Source organism: Pseudoflavitalea sp. G-6-1-2, assembly GCF_012927185.1.
GTDB lineage: Bacteria > Bacteroidota > Bacteroidia > Chitinophagales > Chitinophagaceae > Pseudobacter.
The window spans coordinates 408,457-434,375 of the sequence record NZ_JABBGB010000002.1 but is presented as its reverse complement, the minus strand read 5'-3'; the positions used below and the strand labels follow the sequence as shown (position 1 = coordinate 434,375).

General features: G+C 47.5%; 23 protein-coding genes. 16 read left to right on the top strand and 7 right to left on the bottom strand.

Features of this window, described 5'->3' with window-relative positions:
- Positions 1-3: 3 nt before the first annotated feature.
- The 3 genes from HHL16_RS11455 to HHL16_RS11445 form a co-directional block, all read right to left on the bottom strand.
- Entirely contained in the window at positions 4-1,104 is a 1,101-nt protein-coding gene (locus tag HHL16_RS11455; protein WP_169425339.1) for a T9SS type A sorting domain-containing protein, read from the bottom strand.
- Positions 1,105-1,124: 20 nt separating this feature from the next.
- Positions 1,125-3,353, bottom strand: a complete 2,229-nt coding sequence (locus HHL16_RS11450) for a tail fiber domain-containing protein (protein WP_169425338.1) — start codon at positions 3,351-3,353, stop codon at positions 1,125-1,127.
- 564 nt (positions 3,354-3,917) lie between these two features.
- Positions 3,918-5,228: a serine hydrolase domain-containing protein gene (locus HHL16_RS11445; protein WP_169425337.1), complete on the bottom strand. Its 1,311-nt coding sequence runs from the start codon at positions 5,226-5,228 to the stop codon at positions 3,918-3,920.
- 181 nt (positions 5,229-5,409) lie between these two features.
- Between HHL16_RS11445 and serA the strand changes: the two genes are divergently transcribed.
- Genes serA through HHL16_RS11430 form a run of 3 tightly spaced genes read left to right on the top strand, consistent with a single transcriptional unit; the run spans position 5,410 to position 9,256 of the window.
- Positions 5,410-6,648: a phosphoglycerate dehydrogenase gene (serA, locus tag HHL16_RS11440; RefSeq protein ID WP_169425336.1), complete on the top strand. Its 1,239-nt coding sequence runs from the start codon at positions 5,410-5,412 to the stop codon at positions 6,646-6,648.
- Positions 6,649-6,660: 12 nt separating this feature from the next.
- On the top strand, positions 6,661-7,995 hold the full coding sequence (locus HHL16_RS11435) for an ATP-binding protein (RefSeq protein WP_169425335.1): 1,335 nt from the start codon (positions 6,661-6,663) through the stop codon (positions 7,993-7,995).
- 1 nt (position 7,996) lies between these two features.
- On the top strand, positions 7,997-9,256 hold the full coding sequence (locus tag HHL16_RS11430; protein ID WP_169425334.1) for a tetratricopeptide repeat protein: 1,260 nt from the start codon (positions 7,997-7,999) through the stop codon (positions 9,254-9,256).
- Between the two features lie 13 nt (positions 9,257-9,269).
- Here the strand turns inward: HHL16_RS11430 and HHL16_RS11425 are convergent, their stop codons facing one another.
- On the bottom strand, positions 9,270-9,590 hold the full coding sequence (locus tag HHL16_RS11425) for a hypothetical protein (RefSeq protein WP_169425333.1): 321 nt from the start codon (positions 9,588-9,590) through the stop codon (positions 9,270-9,272).
- A gap of 112 nt (positions 9,591-9,702) precedes the next feature.
- Here HHL16_RS11425 and HHL16_RS11420 point away from each other — a divergent pair, with 112 nt between their 5' ends.
- The 11 genes from HHL16_RS11420 to HHL16_RS11370 all read left to right on the top strand — a co-directional run bounded on the left by HHL16_RS11420 (position 9,703) and on the right by HHL16_RS11370 (position 22,158).
- On the top strand, positions 9,703-11,028 hold the full coding sequence (locus HHL16_RS11420; protein ID WP_169425332.1) for an NAD(P)/FAD-dependent oxidoreductase: 1,326 nt from the start codon (positions 9,703-9,705) through the stop codon (positions 11,026-11,028).
- Positions 10,979-11,704: a DUF2071 domain-containing protein gene (locus HHL16_RS11415; RefSeq protein ID WP_169425331.1), complete on the top strand. Its 726-nt coding sequence runs from the start codon at positions 10,979-10,981 to the stop codon at positions 11,702-11,704. Before HHL16_RS11420 ends, HHL16_RS11415 begins: the two co-directional genes overlap by 50 nt.
- Positions 11,705-11,873: 169 nt before the next feature.
- The gene (locus tag HHL16_RS11410; RefSeq protein WP_169425330.1) at positions 11,874-12,092 is read left to right on the top strand and encodes a hypothetical protein; all 219 of its coding nucleotides are present in this window, start codon (positions 11,874-11,876) and stop codon (positions 12,090-12,092) included.
- A gap of 161 nt (positions 12,093-12,253) precedes the next feature.
- Complete coding sequence (locus HHL16_RS11405; RefSeq protein WP_169425329.1) at positions 12,254-12,835, top strand: RNA polymerase sigma-70 factor; 582 nt, start codon at positions 12,254-12,256, stop codon at positions 12,833-12,835.
- Positions 12,836-12,923: 88 nt separating this feature from the next.
- Positions 12,924-14,141 (top strand): FecR family protein, encoded by a 1,218-nt coding sequence (locus HHL16_RS11400; RefSeq protein ID WP_169425328.1) that lies wholly within the window; start codon positions 12,924-12,926, stop codon positions 14,139-14,141.
- Positions 14,142-14,351: 210 nt separating this feature from the next.
- Positions 14,352-17,591, top strand: coding sequence for a SusC/RagA family TonB-linked outer membrane protein (locus tag HHL16_RS11395; RefSeq protein WP_169425327.1), 3,240 nt, complete (start codon positions 14,352-14,354; stop codon positions 17,589-17,591).
- A gap of 21 nt (positions 17,592-17,612) precedes the next feature.
- Positions 17,613-19,100 carry a RagB/SusD family nutrient uptake outer membrane protein gene (locus HHL16_RS11390; RefSeq protein WP_169425326.1) on the top strand — a complete coding sequence of 496 codons (1,488 nt, stop codon included), beginning with the start codon at positions 17,613-17,615 and terminating at the stop codon, positions 19,098-19,100.
- A gap of 203 nt (positions 19,101-19,303) precedes the next feature.
- Complete coding sequence (locus HHL16_RS11385) at positions 19,304-19,663, top strand: hypothetical protein (RefSeq protein ID WP_169425325.1); 360 nt, start codon at positions 19,304-19,306, stop codon at positions 19,661-19,663.
- A 355-nt stretch (positions 19,664-20,018) separates the two neighbouring features.
- The gene (gene rpmI / locus HHL16_RS11380; RefSeq protein WP_169425324.1) at positions 20,019-20,216 is read left to right on the top strand and encodes a 50S ribosomal protein L35; all 198 of its coding nucleotides are present in this window, start codon (positions 20,019-20,021) and stop codon (positions 20,214-20,216) included.
- A gap of 46 nt (positions 20,217-20,262) precedes the next feature.
- On the top strand, positions 20,263-20,607 hold the full coding sequence (gene rplT, locus HHL16_RS11375; RefSeq protein ID WP_169425323.1) for a 50S ribosomal protein L20: 345 nt from the start codon (positions 20,263-20,265) through the stop codon (positions 20,605-20,607).
- 156 nt (positions 20,608-20,763) lie between these two features.
- A complete protein-coding gene (locus HHL16_RS11370; protein ID WP_169426446.1) occupies positions 20,764-22,158 on the top strand; it encodes an arginine decarboxylase in 1,395 nt (464 codons plus the stop codon).
- A gap of 87 nt (positions 22,159-22,245) precedes the next feature.
- Here HHL16_RS11370 and HHL16_RS24825 read toward each other — a convergent pair whose 3' ends face one another.
- The gene (locus HHL16_RS24825; protein WP_206022387.1) at positions 22,246-22,746 is read right to left on the bottom strand and encodes a hypothetical protein; all 501 of its coding nucleotides are present in this window, start codon (positions 22,744-22,746) and stop codon (positions 22,246-22,248) included.
- 92 nt (positions 22,747-22,838) lie between these two features.
- Here HHL16_RS24825 and HHL16_RS11360 point away from each other — a divergent pair, with 92 nt between their 5' ends.
- Positions 22,839-23,264, top strand: coding sequence for a nuclear transport factor 2 family protein (locus HHL16_RS11360; protein ID WP_240966098.1), 426 nt, complete (start codon positions 22,839-22,841; stop codon positions 23,262-23,264).
- 73 nt (positions 23,265-23,337) lie between these two features.
- Here the strand turns inward: HHL16_RS11360 and HHL16_RS11355 are convergent, their stop codons facing one another.
- Both HHL16_RS11355 and HHL16_RS11350 read right to left on the bottom strand, forming a co-directional pair.
- Positions 23,338-24,597 (bottom strand): hypothetical protein, encoded by a 1,260-nt coding sequence (locus HHL16_RS11355; protein WP_240966097.1) that lies wholly within the window; start codon positions 24,595-24,597, stop codon positions 23,338-23,340.
- 206 nt (positions 24,598-24,803) lie between these two features.
- The gene (locus HHL16_RS11350; protein WP_169425320.1) at positions 24,804-25,223 is read right to left on the bottom strand and encodes an Hsp20/alpha crystallin family protein; all 420 of its coding nucleotides are present in this window, start codon (positions 25,221-25,223) and stop codon (positions 24,804-24,806) included.
- 239 nt (positions 25,224-25,462) lie between these two features.
- On the opposite strand from HHL16_RS11350, the gene HHL16_RS11345 reads away from it, so the two are divergent.
- Positions 25,463-25,876 (top strand): BrxA/BrxB family bacilliredoxin, encoded by a 414-nt coding sequence (locus tag HHL16_RS11345; RefSeq protein ID WP_169425319.1) that lies wholly within the window; start codon positions 25,463-25,465, stop codon positions 25,874-25,876.
- Positions 25,877-25,919 lie beyond the last annotated feature (43 nt).

Here is a 25,919-nt window from a genome sequence, read left to right as displayed (position 1 = left end):
TCACTACTGCTTCACCACTTTTATTGCTTTCAGCAGATCTCCTCCTATCACCAGATGATACACTCCACTCACATACTTTGCGGTAGACCATTCTACAATATTTGCGCCCGCATTCAGTTTCACTGATCTGCGTTCTATCAATCCTCCGCTCAAATCGTATATTCTTAACTCCACCTGCTTCGCAGCTTCACTGTACACCTGCACTGTAAACCGGTCTCGGAAAGGATTCGGATACACTTTCGTCTCCATCGGTTTTGCTTCCGCTGGTGTGGATGAATGTATCGCATTACCCAATGTGAATCTCTGCAACTGATCAACCTTGCCTGTCGAAATCCAGTTGTTTGCCGATGCATTCCCTGATGCGATCATGCGCAATCGAGATCCTGCTTTGCCGGTAAACACTGCCAGCTCATTTTTGCTATTTCCGTTCAACTCTTTGTCGGAAAAACTGAACCTGAGTTTGGTATCGCTGCCTGGTTGTGAGGTTGGCTGTATATCATAATACCTCAGAATACTTTTTTTACCCGCGGCATTGAACTGTTCTTTGAAGCCACGTATGATGGTGGTTTTTCCAAGGTTCGACGATGTGGTGATCTCTATACCCAAATTGCCGGGATTCACGCCCTGCGGCGCATTCAGGTCAACCGTGGTGATGATTTTTCCGTCGTTGCCGGTAATGTAATTGTCAACGCCATCCTGACCAAGCACCGCTCCCGGACCAAGTGTTACGCGATGATTTCCGATATCGGTCATATGCCCGGCTGGGTCCCATCTGGCGATGATGTATATGTCCTGTTCCAGCACCATCACACCATCCGGTCCTCCTGAGTTGGTGATAAGATGATAGAACCTCGACTCCGATGAACCTCCGAGTCTGATCCATGATCCTTCAGTTCTTCTCAGTGCAACGCGGCTGTAATCCGGAACAAAGTTTCCGTTGTTCAGCCAGGAGCCGTTATGTATGGTAATCCATGGATTGTCCGATGCCACCACGTCTGTGCCTCCTGTTATCAGCAGACTCTGCGCATGTGGGCTTTGTTGCCAAAACACGGAAACCAGTGCCAGCAGCAGTATCCATCGCTTGTGATAAAATTGTTTTTTCATACCGTTATATTAGGAGTGATCTATTTTGTTTTCTGCAACAGCTGCATCATGGCATCGATCTTCTTTTCGAGCTCGGCTATTTTGGCTGATTGCTCATTCAGTTTTTTCTGTTGTGTGGTGATGATATGCTGCTGCTCCTGCACCGATTTCACTAATGGCACAACAAACGCATCATAGCTTAGACTGTAATGATCGCTCTCCGATTTTGGAGTGATGATGCCGCTGAAATTGTAATTGGCGCGTTTCGCTGCGCGTTCTACTTCCTGCGCAATAAAACCTGTGCGGCGGATGGAAGTAGCCTCATCATATGCCACCTGATGTGCTACGTTGCTGGCGTTACCGGATTGTCCATCGAATCTTTTTACATCGAACTGATAAGTAACAGGGCGCAGTTGAAGAATGAAATCGAGGCCCTTCACATCATCCTGCACATTGAATTTGTAACGGCCGTCCGAAGGGGTGGTGAAGGGAACCTGACCTTCGATAACGGTTACCGCGCTGTTGCCGATCCGTACTTTGTTGGAAGTAAATACCTGTGCTGACCATCCAATGGCTGTAGAATTTTCGATGTTTTGTCCGAAAGCATTGGCGTGTGCACCTATAGCTGTATTGCCGTTTCCTGCAACATTGAGTTCCAGCGCACCAATTCCAAGAGCAGTGTTCCAGTTACCCGTAGTGTTTAAGCGCATGGCCTGCATACCGATACCGGTATTTCCATTTCCGGTAGTATTGCCATCGAGGCTCTGCAGACCTACACCTGTATTGTTGGCTCCGGATTGGTTGTTGGTGAGTGAATAAGTGCCCACTCCGGTATTGGCGGAAGATTCGTTCTTTTGGAGAACACCCGAACCCAGGGCTGTATTGCCGGATCCGTTTACATTTTGTAATAGTGCTGCAGTACCAAAGGCCGTATTGAATGATCCGATGGTATTTTTTCGCATGGCCATAAATCCAGCTGCGGTATTCCATTCTCCTTTGGTATTCTCTTCAAGTACGGCATACCCAAATGCTGAATTATATGCGCCATCATTTAATTTCAGGGCATTTACTCCTACGGCAGTGGCATTGTGTTGTTTGTTGGCTTCAAGTGCTCTTGCCCCAACTGCGGTATTGCCATCGAGAGACTCCCCGGGTTTTCCATAGGCCAGTGCATTGTATCCTACGGCTGTACTGCTGCTTTGACTGTTTTTTATCATGGCAGCATAGCCTATGGCAGTATTGAAACTGCTGTATTCTGCACTATCCATTGCATGGCTACCTACGGCCACGCTGTAAGTGGTGTTGATAGTGTTGCGCATGGAATTATGTCCGATTGCAGTGTTCAGGTTTCCTCCTGATTTTTCCATACTGAAATCACCCACTGCAGTGTTGTAAAATCCGGTTTCATTTAGACGCAATGCCGATTCGCCGATGGCAGTGTTGTGGTGCCCCGTAGTGTTGCTGTACAGCGCTTCGTGGCCGAATGCGGAGTTGGAGTTTCCGCCGATATTGCTGAACATGGCAGAACTTCCCACTGCGAGGTTGTTCTGGCCTTGCGTGTTCTTGTTCAGTGTTTTCATACCGATGGCAAGGTTGGTGCTGCCGGTAGTGTTGAACTCCATGGAATAGCCGCCCAGCGCAATGTTGCCGCGCCCTTCGGTATTGTTCTTTAGTGCCTGATTGCCTACACCGATATTGTTGTTGCCGGTGGTATTCTCACTCAGTACATAAAAACCAATGCCCGTGTTTTCAAAACCTGTAGTGTTCTTCTGCAACACGCGCGTGCCGAAGGCGCTGTTGTTGAATCCACTGGTATTGCTCTTTCCGCTGTGATGGCCGAAGTAAGCATTTGATTTGATGGGATCGATGCGGCCTGCCGCTTCGTTGTTCACTCTGAAGCTGAGCGGTACATTGTCGATAGTGCCCAGAAAATTCACTGAATCGATGGTGCCTGTATTGCCGAGCAGCATCCATGGATCTGTTGCCGGCGTGCTGCCTCCGGTAGTGGAGAGGCTTTTCCATACCGAACCGGTGTAATACCAGAAGCCGCTGGAGGTTGTATCGTACACCAGCAGGCCCTTTGCCGGTACGATGGCATTTCTGGCGGCTGTGCTTACCCGTGGTATCAGCAGGCCTTTGTTGGAAGATTGAATGTCCAGCATTGCGCTGGGATGTGGAAGACTGTTGTTGTTGCTGATCGCAACGCCCTGACCGTAGCCGGATAGCAGCATGCATACGCCTGCTATCATGGATAATAAAATCCTTTTCATGATAAAAGTTTAGGTATTAATGAAAAAAATTGCCGACTCGATTTTTTTCAAAGGGGAGCGGATGGCAATAGCTGTGCTATTGCATCAGAATTATCAGCTGCTGATTCGTAGTACCAGTAAAGGAGGCGAGGTAAGACGGGTGAATACAAAGCGTTTGCTAACAGCAAAGCATAAGTGAAGAAATGTTAATTGGGTGTTTCAACATTCTACGTTGATCTTGAGCATGAATATTGGCAGTTGGGGTTCAAAGTAAACAATTAATTTCTGCATTCATCGCAGGCGCCTGGGAATTTGTTTTAAGATAAATGCAGAATTACCAGTTAGTGGTATGCGAAAAATTATTGGTAGATGAATATCCGCGATTCGTTGGTTTCCATATTACTGATCCTGCTCATGTTTTGGATGCTGATTATATGATCGATGGAAAGTAGCGCCCTGTCTGCATTCCGGCTAAACTGATTTGGTGTTGAAACAATGCACAAAAAAGAAACCGGTGAACAGCAGATCCGAAAATCATTTGTTCACCGGTTACAGGCCTGCTGTTGCAGGACTCTCTTCGATGTTTTATCGTTTGGCCGAATAGCTGGTAGAAGTGCTGCGCTTGCCTCTTACCTTTTTCTTATTGGAAGCCATTGCGGCAGATGTTTTTCTTTTTGTTTTGGATGCTTTCGCAACTGGCGCTGATCTTCTCACCGGAGCATGTCTAACGAGCGCTTCATTGTCGTCGTCGTCACTGCGGCCCTGCATGTAGTCGCCGAAGATATCTGCCATTTCGCGAACGGAATAGATCTTCTTGGAATCGTTATTGCAGAGTGCGATGATGGTGGTGTTCTCATCTATCAGACGATAGAATGCAGTTCGGTTGCCATGCCACCAGCCATTGTGGTACACCAGTTTCTTTCCATTCTTCAGCAGATACATTCTCCATCCCAGTCCGTAATTATGTGTGCCGGGTTTTTCATTGGAGTAGGGCGTATAAGCTGCTGCGAGTGTTTCTGGTTTGAAGAAACGTCCGCTGCGCAGTGCTTCATCCCATTTCATCAGATCGCGTGGAGTGGAGTAAATATTTTTATCGCCATACACCAGATCGAGAAAATCGAGCGGATACAGGCGGCCGTTATTGAAGTAGGAGGGAAGGTAATGATTGGCATAAGCATTGGTGAACACATACGTGTCTTTCATGCCGATGGAATCGAAGAAAGTTTGCTTGAGGTAATCACCGTAGAACCTGCCGGTAACTTTTTCGATCATCAGGGCCAGCAATGCATAGTTGGTATTGGAATAGCTGAAGCCTCTGTCCGGACGGCCTACAGGGATCTGCTTTCTTTTTGCGATGAGAAAATCCAGCACATCCTGATTGGTGACCTGCTGTTGTTTGTTCCAGCCCATCGATCCCATGTAATGATCGTACTTGGGAATACCGCTGCGATGATTCAGCAGCATCTTCACCGTTACGCCCTCGCAGGGAAAGCCGGGGAGATACCTGCTCACGCTATCATCAATATTGATCTTTCCTTCTTCCCACAATTTGCAGATGGCCATTGCGGTGAATGTTTTGGAAACAGATGCAAGATGGATGGGAGTTTTTTCAGTGATGCTGTCAGCCGCTATGCGTGGGTTAGCGTAGCCGCCATATTTTTCGTAGATGATCTGTCCGTCTTTGGCAACTAGGATGCCACCATTGAAGCCATTCCTGAAATTGCTGTCTACAAACTCTTTCACCTTATCGAAGTAGGGACTCGTTTTCGGTGCCGGAGTTGTTGTGCTTGTCAGAGCTGCCTGCGTTGTTGCATTTCCGTTCGCCTCATTGTTTGATACATGTCCGCAACTGAATGCAAATAGCATCAGGGGAATGAGCTTCGTTAAGTTCTTCAAAAGGGTGTCTTTTTTGAATAGGTTAGTGATCGGCAAAAGTACAACAAACGAACAATCGTTCAGTTATGCAATCCGTTTTTTCCGTTTCAAATATAAGAGACATCTTTGCAAACCTGACCAAAACAGCGCTCATTTTACCTTTGCTGTATAGTGAATAACGCAAAAGAGAAGCCAACAATATATGACAGACAAAAAAAATACCAGCTACCCCAAAGAAAAGGTGAACATTCTGTTCCTGGAGAATATCAGTGATAAGGCCGTAAAACACTTCACAGAGGCGGGATACGCATCCGTAAAGAAATTATCGGGCGCCCTCTCCGAAGAAGAACTGATCAAAGCGGTGAAGGATGTGCATCTGCTCGGCATCCGTTCCAAAACCCAGATCACACCTGCTGTTCTCGATGCAGCCAAAAAGTTGCAGGCGATAGGCTGCTTCTGTATCGGCGTAAATCAGGTTGACCTGAAATCGGCCACAGAACATGGTGTAGCGGTATTCAATGCACCTTATTCCAATACCCGCTCCGTGGCGGAATTGGTGATAGGATTGTCTGTTATGCTCATCCGTCGCATCCCCGACAAAAACAAAGCAGCCCACGAAGGCATCTGGAATAAAGAAGCCAAAGGCAGCTACGAACTGAGAGGAAAAACCCTCGGCATCATCGGTTACGGAAATATCGGATCGCAGGTGAGCGTGCTCGCCGAAGCCCTCGGTATGAAAGTGATCTTCTACGATTCAGTGACCAAACTCCCGCTGGGCAATGCTATTGCAAAAAAAACGTTAAAGGAAGTACTGTCCCAGTCAGATATTGTAACCTTGCATGTGCCGGATACCAATTCCACGCGCAACATGATCAATAAAACCACCCTGAAACTGCTGAAAAAGGGAGCCATCTTCCTGAACTATGCAAGAGGTGAAGTAGTTGATCTCGATGCGCTGGCCAAGGCACTCGAAGAAGGACAGGTAGGCGGAGCAGCCGTAGACGTGTTTCCATGGGAGCCGGAAAAGAATGGCGACAAATTCACATCGCCCCTGATGGGATTGCCCAATGTGATACTCACGCCGCATATCGGCGGGTCTACGGAAGAAGCGCAGATGAATATCGGAGAAGATGTGAGCAACAAAATGTTCCAGTTTCTCGAACAGGGGCAGACCACCGGTTCGCATACTGTTCCCTCACTGAGCCTGCCTTTGCAGGAAGGTACGCACCGTATTCTGCACATTCACCGGAACGTGCCGGGTGTATTGAGTGAGATCAATACCCAGCTGAGCAAACACAATATCAACATCCTTGCCCAGTACCTGAAAACAAACGACGAGATCGGTTATGTGGTGCTGGACGTAGACAGAAAATTATCCAATACAGCCTTGCAGCTCTTGAAAGAAGTGAAGGCTACCATCAAGACGAGGCTGTTGTACTAATGAATAAATCTCATGGACAACGAAACCATCAGACAGTTAAAAGAAGCCGTAGAATTATCTCCTGAGAATGTACCGCTGCGCCTGCATCTGGCAGAAGTATTGCTGAAAGCAAACGCTTTTTCAGATGCAGCTGCTCAGTTCAGTGAAGTGCTGAACAGAAGTTATGGCAACCTCAAAGCCAAACTCGGACTGGCCGAAGCCTATTTCCACCAGCAAAAATATTCCGCTGCACTCATCATTTACGAAGAAGTGCAGGACAGCATGCCCGTACCTGCCATGGTGCTCTACGTGAAATGCCTCATCAAGGAGCATTCGCGCGCACAGGCTGTGGAAGTGTATCAGAAAGTGATTGCCCTGCATCCTGAATTTCGGGACGAAGAGATAGATCAGTACCTGCGCCTCTCCGGAACCGGCAACAGCGCTGAGTTTGATGAGGAAGAGGATGATATCTTCGGAGAGAGTGATGCCGACAGCAAATACTTCCTCGAAAAACCCTCCACCAAATTTTCGGATGTAGGAGGAATGCAGCGTATCAAAGATGAGATCTCATTGAAGATCATACAGCCGCTGCTGAATCCCGATCTGTACAAAGCCTTCGGCAAGAAAACCGGCGGAGGTATATTGATGTATGGTCCTCCGGGATGCGGAAAAACTTTTATTGCCAAAGCCACAGCCGGACAAATAGATGCGAAGTTCATCAGCATCGGTCTGCACGATATACTCGATATGTGGATCGGCAACAGCGAAAAGAATCTCCACGGCATTTTCGAGCTGGCGCGCAAGAATGCTCCCTGCGTGCTCTTCTTCGACGAAGTGGATGCAATGGGCGCCAGCCGCAACGATATGAAGCAATCCGCCATGCGGCATGTGATCAATCAGTTCCTTTCCGAAATGGATGGCATCAACTCCTCCAACGAAGGAGTGCTGATACTCGCCGCCACCAATGCTCCCTGGAGCGTTGACCCTGCATTCCGCAGGCCCGGCCGCTTCGATCGTGTGATCTTCGTAGAGCCGCCCGATGAAAAAGCGAGAGAAGAGATCATCGCATCCATGCTGCAGAACAAACCCGTGAAAGAAGCGGATGTGAAAAAGATTGCACAGCAAACACAGGATTACTCCGGTGCCGATCTGCAGGCCGTGATCGATATCGCCATCGAAGAAAAATTGCGCGAATCGCTCAGCACCGGCGTGCTGCAGCCGCTCACTACCAAAGATCTGCTGAAGGGAGTGAAACAGCATCGCCCCACAACTTTGGAGTGGTTCGCCTCTGCCCGCAATTACGCACTCTATGCCAACGAATCGGGATTGTATGATGATATCCTGAAATTTCTCAAGATCAAAAAGTAATATGCCCGAAACTGAAGTACTGATTGGCAGAGCAGAGTTATTGCTTTCTCAGGGAAGAGCGGCCGAAGCCATCAAACAATTGACGGAAGTGCTGCGGCAGGACCCTCAAAATACGCATGCACTTGGGCTCATGGCACGCGCCCGCTTCGATCAGAAGAATTTCGACGCTGGTATAGAATTGGCACATCGTGCTATTTCCATAGAACCGAATGAAAGTTATTTTCATTACCTGCTCGCTTTCGGACATTATTTGCAGGATAAGAATGTGGATGCTCAGTCGGCCATCAGCAGGGCTATTCAGTTGAATCCGTATCAGGCGGAGTACTTCGGATTATGGTCCTTGCTGCTGCTGGAAAAAAATCAATTTGAACAGGCGCTGGAAAAAGCCAATGAAGGCCTTGCACTCGATGCAGAAAGCATCAGCTGTCTCAATGCGCGTGCAACGGCGCTCAATAAACTCAGGCGAACCGACGATGCCATCGATACCATGCGAGCTGCGCTCGATCAGGATCCTGAGAACTCCTTCACGCATACCACAGTTGGCTGGAACCTGCTGGAGAAAGGCAGACAGAAAGAAGCGACGAAACATTTTCGCGAAGCGCTCAGGCTGAATCCCAATGCTGAAGCGGCCCGTGCGGGATTGAAGCAATCGCTGAAATCGAATATCCCTCCTTACAAATGGTTGCTTCAATATAGTTTCTGGATCAACAATAAAGGAAAACAGGCGAGATGGATAATACCCATCGGTATCTATGTCGGTGTAAGGGTAGTGGGCGCATTATCGAGAAATGCACCTCCTGCTGTTGCCATGATTGGAACGGTGCTGGTAGGATTGTACATCCTTGTTGCACTGGCCTCCTGGTTTCTGAATCCGCTGGCGAATATTTTTCTCTTCTTCCATAAAGATGGCAAGCATGCACTCTCCACTAGTGAAAAGTGGAATGCGGTGCTGACCACTACTGCATTGATAACCGGAATAACGCTGCTGGCAACCGGATTTTTCAAAGGACAGCAGTTCGAAGATTCCACACTCATGCTGTCGGGCCTTGTGCTCGTAGCAATGGCCATGCCGTTGAGTCAACTGGAAATACCGATTCGGTTTCGCCGTGCGCCGAAGATGCAGTACTACACCATGGCGCTGGTTGCATTGGGACTGATTTGTCTGGGATTCATCTCAACCGGCAATGTGAATGACATATTGTTTGCCCTCTTCCTTTTTGGAGTGGTGGCGTTTACATGGATCATACCTTTTTCCCGCTAAATCTTTTTGAAATTTATCTGATAGGTGGGCCGGGAATAAAACCGATCCCGTCTGCCAATGTCAGTATAATTGCTGCTGTGGCTGCCAGGTAAATGATTATTCTTGCAAGCCACCGTGGCGCAATTTTCTGTGCTCTCAATAACAGAAAACAACCAATCCATACTACAAATGAAAAGACCTGAAATATGGTTGAAATATTCTTTCTTATCTGATAGGCTTTCCCGATACCATCACGCTCGGCTTGTGTAAGATCGTGATCAACTATCAATGCATGGTAGGTTACGTTTGTTAGTTTGTACGATATCGGAAAACGGTAACACCATATTGCTGCCATTGCCCCCTTCTCTTACGCTTCTTAAACAAATGATAAAATCGCTTCCATAATTTATTTAATTTTCAAAATATATTGAAAGATATGTAACTTTACGTCCGTTAAAGCATCCTTTATGAAAGTTGTAATAGTTGGAGGCGGCTTCGGCGGCCTCCGTTTAGCCCGGAAGCTCAATAATAAACCCGGTTTTGAAGTTACGCTGCTGGACCGCTTCAATTACCATCAGTTTCAGCCGCTGTTCTATCAGGTAGCAACAGCAGGTCTCGACGCCAGCAATATTTCTTTCCCGCTTCGTAAAGTTTTCCATAATTCAAAGAACGTTCGCATCCGTCTTGGTGAGTTGAAGGAGGTAGTGGCCGATCAGCATCTGATCCGCACATCACTTGGCGATATGGAGTATGATGTACTGGTACTCGCCACCGGCGCCGGCACCAATTTCTTCGGCAACAAAGCGCTCGAAGAACATGCTTTTCCTATGAAGAGCACTACGGAAGCTTTGCAGCTTCGCCACACTTTAATACAGCACTTCGAAGACGCGCTGCAGGCGCGGGATTCAGCCGAAATGGAGAAGTTGCTCACACTCGTTGTTGTTGGTGGCGGCCCCACCGGCGTAGAGCTCAGTGGCGCACTCGCAGAAATGAAACGTTACGTGCTTCCCAAAGATTTTCCTGAGATCGATTTCAGCAAGATGAAAATCTATCTGCTCGAAGGCTCACCCAGAACTCTGGCAGCGATGAGCGAAGATTCTTCTGCCGATTCTGCGAAGTATCTCAGCAAACTCGGCGTAACGGTAATGACCGGCACCACTGTGCAGGATTACGACGGCGAAACCGTTGTGCTGAAAGATGGCCGTACCATCGAATCCAAACTCGTTATCTGGGCGGCGGGTATCAAAGGGAATATGCCTGCCGGCATCAAACCCGAACTCATCGCCAGAGGTCACCGCATAAAAGTCGATCAAACCAATAAAGTACTGGGTACCTCCAACGTATATGCGATCGGTGATCTGGCTTATATGGAAACTGAAAAATATCCCAATGGTCACCCTCAGGTAGCGCCCGTTGCGATGCAGCAGGCAGATCTGCTGGCCGCGAATCTGAAACGCATCGAAAGCAGGAGCGGAGCGAAACATATCCAAACCTTCAGCTACTTCGACAAGGGGTCCATGGCCACTGTTGGCCGCAACCTTGCAGTGGTGGACCTCCCTAAAAACAAAATGCATTTCGGGGGATTCTTCGCCTGGATGATCTGGATGGGACTGCACCTGATGCTGATACTCGGCGTGAAGAACAGACTCTTCGTATTCATGAACTGGCTGTACAACTACTTCACATACGATCAAAGCCTGCGATTGCTTTTCAACAATACCAAACCGCCCAAAAGAACGGCCTATGTTAAAGCCCTTCCTGAGCGCCGCCTGGAAGAAGTTAGTGCTGGCTAATTATGCAGTGGATGCAGCTTTGCTGCAACCTTATCTTCCTCCGGGACTGGAGCTGGATACCTTCAACGGAACCTGTTACCTCAGTCTTGTTGGTTTTATGTTCCGCGACACACGCGTGATGGGAATGAAGATCCCATACCATGTGAACTTCCCCGAAGTGAACCTCCGGTTCTATGTTCGGTACGATGATGGAAAACAGGTAAAAAGGGGAGTGGTGTTTCTCAGTGAGATCGTTCCGAAATATGCAGTGGCGTTCATCGCCAATACGCTCTACAAAGAAAATTATCGTCGCATGCCGATGGAAGCATCCGAAGAGTTTGCCGGTGAGCAACTCGAAGTTCGCTACCGCTGGAAGTTCCGCGATAAATGGAATCATATCGCTGCAAAGGCAAACAGCATCAGTCTGCCTTTGCAGTCCGGCACCGAAGAAGAATTCATCACCGAACATTTCTGGGGATATGCCACGGATAGTTTCAGCAGCGCCAATGAATATCAGGTGGCACATCCGCGATGGGAGCTTTATCCGGTGAAAGAATATTCGATCGATTGTGACTTCGGAGCGATCTATGGCCCTGCATTTGAATTTCTGAGGCTGGCGAAACCGGTTTCTGTTTTCCTCGCGGAAGGTTCTGCCATTGAGGTATATCCGAAAAAAATAATCCGTAAAATACAGTAAGGACTTCGGTTCCCCGCATTTCTTCCCCCCCTACGTTTTAATGGCTCTTTAATTGGCCATACCTATGGCTTTTGGTAAATTTGGATACCACTCTGCAGTATCCTCAATTATCCTGCATTCAAAAACCGGCAGCTCAACCTTTGTTATCCTCACCGGAAAAACATTTCGTATGCAGCAAGCCCCGGCATCAACCAAAAGAGGCAAACCCAACGACTGGATTCCCATCTCCATTGCACTCACCATTTTCATAGTGGCGGCAGTTAAAATATTGTTCTTCACCGTTGCTCCTGCTCCTCCTACGGAACCTTACAAAAGAGGGAGAGGACATGCGGATACCAGCACTAAAATTGATACTGCAAAACAACTGCAAATTGAAACGGCCAGATAATAATTGAGGTGTCCCCAAAAAACAGGTTGTCTTCTGAAATGATATGGCAGTCCCGCAGAACAGCGGCCGCTCCCTCAGGAGCGGCTTTCTTATTGCGTTGTACCAGCGGTTAAATTTCTTTTCCCTATTTTTATCGCCGCGCAACAATGCCCGGAAGCCCATTGGATACCCATAACCAGAACAACGAACTTCTCACCCTGATCTCACAAAGCGACGAAAAAGCTTTCAGGGAATTATTTGACCAGTACAGTCAACTCATCTTCTCATTTGCATACCACCTCACCGATTCCGACATCATCGCAAAAGATGTGGTGCAGGAAATTTTTATCCGCATCTGGACCAACCGCCACACCCTCGACCAGATTGTGAATATCCGTGCCTGGATACTCCGCCTCACGCGCAACCATGTGCTGAACGGGCTGAAACGAAAAGCTCACGAAACGATGCTGCTCCGCGAAATCAAAGCCGGCCTCACAGAAGATCATCATCCCACCGATGAAGCTATCCAGTACCGTGAGCTCGAAACCCTGCTTCAGCAGGCCATTGCACAACTGCCTCCCCAGCAGCAGAAAGTGTATCAGCTCAGCAGAAATGCAGGGATGAAACACGATGAAATAGCCACTGCACTGAATATTTCGCCCGAAACAGTAAAGAAGCATATCATGGCCGCTTTGCTGAGCATCCGCAAATACCTCGAAAAAAGAGAGCAGCTGCCGCCCCGCATGTTCGCCATTTTTTTCTGAAAATAATTATCCTGTCGACTACCCCTTCTTCTTTTCCTGATTGTCTCTATACAGGAACCTTTCCTTTTTTATTCATAACAGACACCCAATGGAAGAAAAAAACATCGCCGGGATGTTCCGGCGGTATTTCGATAAAACCTGCACGGAAGAAGAGCGAATGGCCTTTCTGAAGCTGATCGCTTCGGGAGATCATGAAGAAGAACTGAAGCAGTTGCTGGAAGAAGAACTGCAACATTTCACCCCCGGCCGCAAACTCGATGCAGCCGGAGCAGAAGCGCTCTTTTCTCAGATACGAGAATCTATTGCTGATCCGAAACCAGCTCCTGTAGCAGGTTTCAGAAGAAGCCTCGTAAAGAAACTGGCGATCGCTGCCACACTACTGCTGCTGGTAAGCGCCGGAACATGGTTCCTGCTGAACAACAGCAGCAAAAAGAAAAAACATACCACAGGGCATCCGGTAGCGATGACCACGTTCAGTCCCACACCAACGCCATCCGGCGATCAGGCGGTGCTTGAACTGGCCGACGGCACTAAAGTGATCTTAGATTCGAGCGGAGTGGGGCAGATTGCGAAACAAGGCAATGCATCGGTGATTAGAAAGGATGGGGGAGAGCTGATCTATGAATACGGAAAGGGTGAACAGGGAAGCAAAGAACCACAGTACAACACACTCAGCACACCATTGGGAAGACAATACAAACTGCGTTTGCCCGATGGAAGCAGGGTTTGGCTGAATGCAGCATCGAGCATCCGTTATCCTACTGCATTCACCGGCAAGGAAAGAACAGTCACCATTTCGGGCGAAGCTTATTTTGAAGTAGAGAAGAATGCCGCGCAGCCATTTGTGGTGCGTACGCTCAATATGGATGTAGAAGTGCTGGGAACCGATTTCAACGTGAACAGTTATAACGATGAACCTGTGAGCAAAACCACGCTGGTGGAAGGTGCAGTGCGTGTAAGCAGCCTGCATCATAAAGAGATCTCACAGACCATTCAACCGGGAGAACAGGCGCAGCTGGCTGTATCCACTTCCACTACAACATTGCAGATAAAAGAAGTGGATACCGAAGCAGTAACAGCCTGGAAGAACGGCCTGTTTCATTTTGAAGGAACACCCACACAGGAAGTGATGCGTCAGATAGCGCGCTGGTACAATGCGGACATTACCTGCGAAGGCAGGCTGGGCAAGCATTTCAGAGGAGTGATATCGAGAACGGCCACTATGGAAGAAGTGTTCCATATGCTGTCGCTGACGGGAGAATTCAAATATAAAATTGAGGGAAGAAAAGTGACGATTACACCTTAGGACTGCTGACCTTTCGATAAATATGGGTTAACAAAAAAGCCGGTTCAGATGGCGGTCTGAATCCGGCGACAGTAAGGTTAATCCATTTTCCCGGCAAAACCGGGAACAGCTATTGTTTAACCTAAACTACACAAATGTATGTATTTAAACCTTCCCGGTAAAGGCCTGCTGTTACCAGGTCTTTCACCAGTAGCCAAAACCTTGCGGATCATGAAACTGATTGCCCTACTGATGTTTGCAGGCTGTCTGCAGGTGAGTGCAAAAGGATACGCACAGAAAATCACACTGCATGAGAAAAACGCTCCGTTGCAAAAGATCTTCAAAGAGATCAAAAAGCAGAGCGGTTACTTTTTTCTGTATACCGATGAGCTCATCAGAGACACCAGAAATACAGATGTAAATGTAAAGAATGTATCGCTGGAAGACGCGCTAGACGAAGCTTTCAGAGATCAGCCTCTCACGTTCACCATCGTGAACAGAACCATCATCATTAAAAGAAAAGCTGCTCAACCCCTCTTCCCCGAACTGGTGATCCAGCAACGGCATTCCATCAGAGGAACCGTACTCGATGCCGATAACAAACCAGTGGCAGATGCATCCGTAGTGCTCAATGGCACCAAATACGGAACCAGCACCAATGCCAACGGAGAATTTGTTTTCGGCAATATTCCCGAAGGAGAGTACGAACTCTCGGTTTCTTCTGTAGGCTTCGGCAAGTACACCCAGAAAGTGAAACTGAAAGGAGAGAGCATCACCCTCAATATTGCACTGAGCAAGAGCGCCAGCCGCCTCGATGAAATTGTGGTAACCGCCTACGGAACCAGCAAGCAGAGCAATGTAACCGGCTCTGTGAGCACCGTGTCGAGCAAACTGCTGGAACATTCACCCCGCCCATCCGTACAGGAAAACCTGCAGGGAAATGTGAGTGGTGTGATTGTGTCTACCGGTTCCGGACAACCGGGTTATTCCGGTAACGTGCGCATCCGTGGAATCGGATCGATCAACGGAGGCAACGTTCCGCTCTATGTGGTAGACGGCATACCGCTCATTGCCGGAGATCTCAACAGTATCAATGCGTCGGATGTACAGAGTATCAGTGTTCTGAAAGATGCGTCTGCCGCATCGTTGTACGGATCCCGCGCCGCCAACGGGGTGATCATCATCACCACCAAAAAAGGTGGTGCCGGTAAAACTGTTTTCAATGCATCCGTGCAGGCCGGTTCCAATACCATCACCAATGCGCAGGCTTCCAAACCGCTGAACACACTGGAAATGCTGGAGCTGCTGCGCGAAGGATTGAAGAACAATACCAAGATCAAACCAACAGATTTTGAAAACGATCTGAAGAAAGCTGCACCGGATACTACGGTGAATACCGACTGGTTCGATGCGCTGATCAGAAATGGTTCTTATTCGCAGTTCGATCTGTCGGCCAGTGGCGGCAGCGACAAAACAAAGTTCTTTGCATCTGCCAGCTACTACAACGCCATCGCTCCGATGCTGGGCAGCGATTTCAAAAGATATTCTGCCAGGCTCAACCTCAGCAATCAGGCATCACAAAGGCTGAGCCTCAACCTTACGCTGAATGCAAGCGCTACCAAATCGAATCTGGTAAAAGATGAAGGAAGTTTTGCCAACCCTGTGCGCGCCTACAAGCGCTACCAGCCTTGGCTTCGCGTGTACAAAGACGACGGCACTTACGACCTCAGCTACAGCAACAACTACAACCCTGTTGCCGTGGTGAAAGAGAATAAATTCTCACAGGATCGTTACAGTTTCCTCGGATCGTTTGGCGCTAAATTCAGCATCACTGAAGGACTGACCATCGAAACGCAGAACAGCGTTGATTTCAAATACAGCGAGAACCTCGATTATGCTGAGTCCGGAATCGGTACTGCCAGAAGCAATGGTGGTATTGCCAATCAGGAAACCGGCAGAATCATGAACCTCGTAAGCACCAATATCATCCGATACAAAAAGCAATTCGACCTGCATGGCTTCGAGGCATTTGCCGGATACGAAGCGCAGAAAGTGCAGAGTGTGGGGCTCGATGTAACCAAGCGCAACTTTATTCCCAATATGCTTACACTGGCCAATGCTGCAGCAGTGGATGGCGGTAAAAGCACTGAGAGCAACAGCACGCTGGTAGGCATGTTCACCAACGTGAGCTACAGCTACGACGGAAAATATAACCTGAGTGCATCATTCCGCCGTGATGGTTCATCACGTTTCGGTGCCAATCAGCAGTATGGTAATTTCTGGTCTGTAGGTGCATCGTGGAATATTGCGCAGGAAGGTTTCATGGCAAAGCAGAATATCTTCTCCGATCTCCGTCTGCGACTGAGCTATGGAAGCAACGGCAACCAGAGCATCGATGATTTTGCATCGAGAGGTTTGTACAGCAACACAGCCATCTACGACAACAACCCCGGCATGGTGCTCGATCAGTACGGAAATGCAGAGCTTACCTGGGAGAAGAATAATCCCTTCAATGTGGGAGTAGATTTCGGCATACTCCGCAACCGTCTGCAGGGATCGGTTGAGTACTATGTTCGTTCAACTGCGGCATTGTTGCTGAACCGTCCGGTTTCAGCTACCAATGGCGTTACCAGTGTATTGCAGAACATCGGCTCCATGCAGAACAGCGGTATCGAAATAGAACTGAATTCATCCAATATCGTGGCGCCAAAATCAGGAGGTTTCTCCTGGAACACGCGTGCGATGTTCGCCACGCTGAAGAACAAGATCACCAAGCTGGAAAGCCCGATGGTAGGCACTTTCAATCGTTACGAAGGGGGCGATTTCTATCAGTTCAATCTTCCCGGATTCGTTGGAGCAGATCCTGAAACCGGTGAAGCGCTCTGGTATACAGATGCCACCAAAGGCACTACCACCAACGAATTCAACAAGGCAAAAGCATTCAATCAGGGATCAGCGTTGCCTAAATTCTATACAGGTCTTACCAATACATTCGATTACAAAGGCATTTCACTGAGCTTTCAGCTCTATGGAAGTTTCGGCAACAAGATCTACGACAACTGGGGATCCAACAGTTTCAGCGATGGGAGTGCAGGCTTCGGCGCAACAAGTGCAATGCCGCGCTACTACTACAACAACAGATGGAAAGAGAAAGGTGATATGGGCAAGCAGCCGAAAGTAATGTACAACGGCAGCCAGAGCGGAGCCTCCAATCAGGGTTCTACGAGATTTTTGTATGATGGTGATTTCATCCGTCTGCGCGATGTTACACTCGGATACGATCTCTCCAAACAGCTGATCAGCAAACTGCATCTGAGCAGTGCACGCGTGTATGTGCGCGCCAATAACCTGTACACCTGGCTGAAAGACGAACGCGTGGAATTCGATCCGGAAGTAGGTATCGAAGGATATGCAGATCAGAACGCACCTGTTTTCAAAACCATCCTGATAGGGCTTGACATCAAGTTCTAAGAACCATCAAAATAATCGAATATGAAACGTATCATCATACATTCCATAACTCCTTTGATGCTGATGGTTGGCTTCTCTACTGTCAGCTGCAAGAAAGATTTTCTGCAAACCGTACCGCAGCAGAGTACGGATGTAACCAAGGTTGTGATTGATCTTCCAACCACCCGTGCTGCCATCAATGGCATGTACTCGTTGCTGAAGAGTGCGGATTATTATGGCCGCAGCCAGTACGTGAATGCAGACCTGATGGCCGACAATGGATTTCTCAGCAAGAGAAACTCGGGCCGTTATGCGGGCAACGATCAGTTTGCGCTCAATATCACGGATGCGCGCGTACGCGATACCTGGAACAGGCTTTACCTGGTGGTAGCCAACTGCAATATTCTCATACAGAAAGCTACTGCGCTGCAATTGCCGGCTTCGGAACAAGCGGAGAAGAAGCATATTCTCGGTGAGGCTTATGCGCTGCGTGCACTGGCTTATCACGATCTGGTTCGCTGGTATGCCATGCCGTACAATTACACAGCCGACGCTTCTCATTTAGGCGTGCCTGTAGTAACGGTTACCAATGCAGACAAGGGGGAGATCATTTCTCCCAAACGCAATACGGTAAAGGAAACTTACAAGCAGATCAAGGACGATCTTACAAAAGCCATAGAGCTGATGTATACCGAACCGATCACTTCTAACCCCGGTAATCCCGGCAACCCTGTGGGCTTTTCGTTATCCAATCGCGGACGATTCACTATCGGCGGTGCAAAAGCGCTGCTCTCCAGGGTTTATCTGTATACCGAAGAGTGGGCAAGTGCAGAAGCAGTAGCATCGGAAGTGATCAGCGATGTAAAAAAATACACACTCATTCAGAGAGATAAACTGGTGGGTGGATTTCAGACGCAGAACAGTTCTGAGGCGATCTTCGAAGTGCATTATTCCAGCACAGACAATCTGGGCAGCGATATGATGGCCAATTTCACCCTGCAGGCAGGAAGTTATGGCGATCTGCTGGCAACGGATGATCTGTTCAACAGTTATGATGCAGCTGATGTACGCAAAGGTTTTCTGCTGAAAGGATCGAGAACCACTGCCGAAAATCCGGCTAATCTTATCACGAAGTACACGGCTTTCCAAACCTTCGATGAAGGCATCAAAGTGATCAGGCTGGCAGAAGTGTATCTCAACAGGGCAGAGGCGAGAGCCATGCAGGGAGGAAAGGATGCAGAGGCGGCAGCTGATGTGGACGTGATCAAAAAGCGTGCATTCGCAGCTCCTGTACCAACTGTGGAAACAGGCACTGCGCTGCGCGATCTCATCCGTGCAGAGCGGAGGAGAGAGCTGGCGTTCGAAGGCCATCGTCTCTTCGATCTGAACCGCTGGAAACTGTCGTTCACCAAGTATCGTTCAGGAGGCACCGTGAGTGTAGACTATCCTAATCTGAGGAGCATTTTCCCGATCCCGCTGAACGAAATGAACGCCAATACCAGCATGGAACAGAACGATGCATACAAATAGTTGCAAGGTTAAATAATGTCAAGGTTAAGGTTCTGACAATTTTTAACGGGGTTTCACTTTTGCAATCAACAGGGCCGCACCAGAACAGGTGCGGCTTTTTTGTGCATGTCCGGCATGTGTTTTCCTTTGCTGATTGTGCGTATCTTTATAAGGTCCCTGAATAACCCTGGCATGAAATTTTTCCTGAAGTAAAAAACTATAGTATGACTACCAACAACAATCGCGGGGATCAGATGAGCACTATGCTTGAAGTGATCAATAAATGCAATGAGCGGGGCATGAATATTCCTTTCGAGTATGAGCCGCAGGGGCTTACTTCGGGGAAGGGGGATTATTATCAGCCTGCCGATCTGAAGATCATCAAAACCTATCGTTTTGAAGGCATGAGCAATCCCGACGACAGTTCCATTTTATACATCATCGAAACCAATACGGGCAAGCAGGGTTATCTGATCGATTCCTATGGGGCGTATTCGAGCCATGATAATGATCAGGGATTCGATAATTTTGTGCGCCAGATAGCGGTGGAGGACCGGGATGAGCAGTTGCTTTTCTCGCTTTGAGATGGGAGAGGGCCGCTCCGATACCGGGAATGCTCCGTGGTTTACTGCCAAGGGATGCCAGGTTAAACCGTGTAGACAGCGATGATACAGCGTCTATGCAGTGCCCATGCAGCGGGGATACACCGTCGGGACTGCCTTTTGAAGTGTATGTTTTGCCGCATTCAGTCATACGAGCGGCTGATTTTGCCATTCTCCGCTAATTTTCTGGCTAATATTCTTTGCTATTTCCCTGAAATACCTACCTTTGCGCTCCATTTTGAGCAATAATTAAGATTGCTCTATTGCCCACACGGCCCAAAAAGTTCTCCGACTGTTCGGGGGCGCCAGCAGGGTATCACTCGCAAAAGGTATTAGAATGCCAAAGGTTAAAACCAACTCCAGTGCCAAGAAAAGGTTTAAAGTTACCGGCACCGGAAAGATCACACACCAGAGATCTCACAAACGTCACATTCTGACAAAGAAATCTAACAAACGTAAACGCGCTCTGAGAGTTGATGGCGTTGTTCACAAGTCGAATGAAGATTTTGTTAAGCGTCTGCTGCGTCTGAAATAATTCCGGGAATTCAATTTATCAAACACAACTTTAAACTAATTAAGATATGCCACGTTCAGTAAATGCCGTAGCATCAAGAGCCCGTCGTAAACGGATTCTGAAGGCCGCAAAAGGTTACTACGGTAAACGTAAAAATGTATACACTGTAGCTAAAAACGTAATGGAGAAAGGTCTCCAGTACAAATATGTTAGCCGCAAACTGAAGAAGAGAGAATACCGCGCGCTGTGGATCGTTCGTATCAACGCCGCTGTAAGAGAAGAAGGTCTCACTTACTCTGAGTTCATCAACAAACTGAACAAGAAAGGCATCACCCTCGATCGCAAGATCCTGGCTGATCTGGCTATGAATGAGCCGGCAACTTTCAAAAATCTGATCGCTTCCGTGAAATAATCATGAAGCTGACAACGATACAAAGCCGGGCAGATCATCTGCCCGGTTTTTTTTATTTGTAAAACCGTACAAACATTTACTTTTGTGTAACTTTTTTGGTATGTGCTTTTTACTTCATCATTAAAACTCATAGCCATCAGCAATCCGAATCAGTTCATGAACAACTCTTATGCGGACCTGGTAAAGCAGACTTTCAACTGGCCCCAGGAAGGCATAGATGTTAAAGACGGCAAACTCTTCTTTAACGGAATCGATCTCAACGCGCTGATCGATAAATACGGAACGCCGCTTAAACTCAGCTATCTTCCTAAAATCGGTAGTCAGATCAAGAAGGCAAAGAAGATGTTCGAGAATGCTTTCAAGAAACACCGCTACACCGGAACTTACAATTATTGTTATTGTACCAAAAGTTCCCATTTCTCTTTTGTAGTGGAAGAGGCACTGAAGAACGACATCCATCTGGAGACCTCGTATGCGTACGACATCGAGATCATTAAAAAACTGTACGCCCGCAGAAAGATCAACAAAGAAACCTTCATCATCTGCAACGGCTATAAACAGAAGTCCTATACCACGCGTATAGCCCAGCTGCTTAACAGCGGTTTCAAAAATGTGATTCCGGTTCTCGACAACAAAGACGAACTGCTGAACTATAAAAAGTCCGTAAAAGTTCCCTTCAAACTCGGTATCCGCATCGCAGCAGAAGAAGAACCCACTTTCCCGTTCTATACATCCCGCCTGGGATTCAGAGCGCGCGACGTGCTGGAGTTCTATGTAGATAAGATCGAAGGCAACGAAGATCGCTTTCAGCTGAAGATGCTCCATATCTTCCTCAACAAGGGGATTAAGGATGATATCTACTACTGGAGTGAGCTCAATAAAGTGATCAACCTGTATTGCCAGCTCAAGAAGATCTGTCCTGAACTCGATTCCATCAATATCGGTGGCGGATTCCCCATCAAGCACTCGCTTGGTTTCGAATACGATTATCAGTTCATGATCAACGAGATCGTTGGCAATATCAAAAAGGCCTGCAAAAAGAACAACGTGCCGATGCCGAATATCTTCACGGAGTTTGGCAGCTACACCGTTGGCGAAAGCATGGCGCATATTTACAGCGTAATCGGAGAGAAAGTACAGAACGATCGTGAGAACTGGTATATGATCGATTCTTCTTTCATCACTACATTGCCGGACACCTGGGGTATTGGTGAGAAGTTTCTGATGCTTCCCGTGAATAAATGGGACAGTGAGTACCAGCGGGTAGTTCTCGGAGGTATCACCTGCGACAGTCACGATTACTACGATTCTGAAGAGCACGTAAACGAAGTGTTTCTGCCCAAGACCAATGGCGCCGAGCCGTTGCGTGTAGGCTTCTTCCATACAGGGGCTTATCAGGATCAGATCAGCGGGTACGGTGGTATCAAACACTGCCTCATTCCGTCGCCCAAGCATGTAATTATCGGGCACGATAAGAATGGTAAGCTCGTAGACTGGGTTTATGCCAAAGAACAAAGTGCGCAGAGCATGCTGAAGATCTTAGGATACTAAGCTGCTTTGATGTAAGCATAAAAAAACGGGATATGTTTCAAAACATATCCCGTTTGTATTTTTCAGTGAGCCGGTTCATATCATTTGTTAGCGATCATCCCAGTCGCGATCATGACCTCTGCCATGTCCGCGCCCATGACCACGTCCACGTCCGCGATCGTCGTCGCAATCGTCATCGTAGCGGCGATGCTTCTTCCATTTCTTGTGATAATGACGGTCGTCGCAATCCCAGTCGCGGTACGCACGTCTGTCGTAATCTACATAACGTACATACCTTTCGTCGAGATAATACCTTCCGTCTCTGCCTTCCCAGTAGTAATAACCGGCCGGGTTGCGGTAGCAACGTCGTCCGTCATCGCCAATGGTGATGGCCAGTCCGGGTGTTCTTACAATAATCAGCGGATACCTTCTGTAACCGGGCTGATCAAAGTTCGCAGCTGTGGAAGAGGGATAAATAGTCACTTCCTTTTTAACTGCGTTTTTTTCTTCGCTTGAATTGATGAGGTTGCTGTTGGCCGAAGCGCTGCTGAACATTACCGTTACCAGGGTAAGAGCGGCAACCGTTGATGTAAAAACTGGGGCTTTCATACTTTGCTGGTTTTATATTTATAAAGCCAAGTAGTTTGCCAGAAAACCTTAAAATCTTTAACATGGATCGAATTGTAGTTCTATTAACAATCATGCTTTTACACTTTGCTAATCTGCAGGCACAACAGAATGCAGAAGAACCGGTAAAGGCAACCGTAAATCAGTTGTTCGAAGGAATGAAAGCGGGTGATGCTGCAAAAGTGAAAGCTGCTTTTGCAGATAGCGCCATACTTCAGACAATAGTTTCAAAAGATGGTAAAGTGAGCATCAGAAATATTACTGTGCAATTCTTTGCCGACTTCGTTGGCAAACAGGCTGCAGGCGCTGCTGATGAGCAGATAAAATTCGAGACCATCAAAATCGATGATAATCTCGCGTTGGTGTGGACGCCCTACAAGTTTTACTACAATGGGAAATTCAGTCACTGCGGTGTGAATTCTTTTCAGCTGGTGAGATTTAATGGTCAATGGAAAATACAGTACCTGATCGATACAAGAAGAAAGGAGGGCTGCGAATAGCCCTCCTTGTTAGTATCGTAATTGGTGTATGTAAATTATCTGCCGGGCTCGTCCCGGTTTTTTATTGTCCGGATTATTTCTTCAGTCTGTACTTCTTGCTCACTTTGGGGCTGTTGAAGTATTCGTTGAGCTCTTCTTCGGTCATGTCGTTGGCATCTACGATCGGAATATCTATCAGCTGTATCTGAATCTGTTTCAGTTCATCTTTCAGCTTCGCAGTTTTCTGCGAAATATTGGGATCGCGCTCACCCACGAGGGTATTGTCGCGAACCATGTACTCCAGTCTTTTGATGGAAGTGCGCACCAGCGATGCCTGGTTCTGATCGAACACTTTCTGAGGAGCGATGGCCTCTTTGATAGGAACCAGTGAAACGCCTACACTGGGAAGCACTTTGCCAACCTTCTGGCTGCCTTCGCCGGTAGAAGAGGCGAGGATACTGCCTGTGAGGGCGGTGGTGGAGCCGGTGATATCGAAAGTGGTGCGGGTATTTTTGGTGCCGCGAACGCGTTTATCGAGTTGCAGGAAAGAATATTTCAGCTGCAGGATATAAGTGTTGATGTTTCGTACAGCAAGATTGTAATCCTGCACAGCAATCGGATAATTGAGTGCGTCGCGTACGATGATCTTTACACCTGCCGTGTCTTTGTTCATGAACTTGTTGGCTCCTACGAAAGTGAGATTCAGGATTTTCACTTTTCCGGAGTCGGTGTCCTTCACAAAATCGAAGGGCACGGCCCACACGAAGTCGTCGTCGCATTTCTTTACCTGCGAAACTACTTTCAGCGGCATATTGGCGTAGAAAGTGATGTTCTCGATAGGGAAGTTTCCGTTCTCACACTGCACTTTAAAGGCAACGGTATCGCCTTCATCCACCCAAAGGGTAGAGCTCACCGATGGTTTCAGCCTGCTGGGTATGATCTCGGTATTGTAAAATAATATGGAGAAGAAAGTATCTACCCGGTCCGCAGGATTATCGAGATTCTGAACACCGAGGAAAACCTTGTATTCATGATCGTAGCGAAGCCTTCCTGAGAGGAAATAACTTTTCTCGGCTTTGAAGGTGAGCTGACCATTGTCTTTATTGATGCGGAGGCCAACGGGAGAGTTGCGGAGGTACCAGTAGTATTTCGTCTGGTCTTTATTGATCTCCAGTCTGTAGTTGAGTGTTGAATCTACGGGAAGTGTTACGTAGGGATTCAGGTTTTTGATGCGAAGGGCCACATCCGCTGAATCGTGGATAATTGGAATGGTATCTGTGTGTTTCCTTAACGTATCCACACGAACTTCCTGTGAAAAAAGCTGTGCTACAGGACTAATCAGGAAGATAACCAACAGAATGTTTTGGACTATTCGGCTTTTCACCATGTGATGTTCATGTTGTTGTAATCGGGTCCGAAGTTAACACAAAACAATAAAAAACCCATCCCGGTAGAAACCGGGATGGGGCTTAAACCAAAACCAACTGCTTACCTTGCCCGCCGTGTTTGAGTCGGCAGGGCTGTATGAAAAGGGATTTTAACCTTTCTTTAATATTTCAATTATTGAATATTAATCTGTTTGGTGGACGGCTTCACTGTTTCTTTTTTGGGCAGGTGTAATTTCAGTACACCGTTCTCGTATTTAGCGGAGATGTTCTCTGCATCAACCTGCTCGTCGAGATTGAAACTGCGTTTGAAGCTGCGTTGACTGAATTCTTTTCTGATCACTTTCTGATCTTCGGATTTCTGGGCTTCTTTTTTCTCGAATGCGATGGTCAACAGGCCATTTTCGAGGTTTAACTGAAAATCTTCTTTAGCTAATCCGGCAGCACTCAGTTCGATATCGAATGCGTTGGTCGATTCGAATACGTTCACAGGAGGGTAGTGAAAACCATCTTTCCATGTGTTGGGGATATGATCGAATAACTCATCGAATACTGATTTTGCTACGGGTCTGTTGTTAAGCTTTACGAATGTCATGGTATTAATTTGTTTGTTTTTTGAAATTTTGAATTACGCAGAACAGAGATCAAATGGCATACCATTGGCCAATGCCAGCTTTTTTGCTGCCGGAGATGCAGAAAACTGAAAAGCGATAAGTCAAAATGGCCGAAACGGTTAGGTTGGCGAGTCAAAATGGCTGATTTCGAATCCATAAACTACGTATCAACCTTTTTCGATAGTTTTGTGTTTTAGGAAATGAATCAAAACAAATCAAAATGTATCCCGCAGAAATAGTTATTCCGATGAAAGAAGAGCTGACTGAAAATGGATTTTCAGAGCTCCTCACTCCGCAAGAAGTAGATACTCAGCTGTCTCAGTCAGGCACCACCCTGGTAATGATCAACTCTGTATGTGGTTGTTCAGCAGGTTCTGCACGACCTGGTGTATTGATGGCGGTGGCCAATTCAGCTAAGAAACCCGATCATCTTACGACCAGCTTTGCTGGTTTCGATGTAGATGCAGTAAAGAAATTGCGTGAGCATTTGCTGCCTTATCCTCCTTCTTCACCGGCAATTGCGCTGTTCAAGAACGGAGAACTGGTGCATTTCATCGAGCGCCACATGATTGAAGGCCGCCCTGCTCAAATGATCGCACACAACCTGATTGCGGCGTTTGATCAGCACTGTTAAGGAATCATGCTGACTAGTTCAGCTTTGTTCATAGTGATGACCC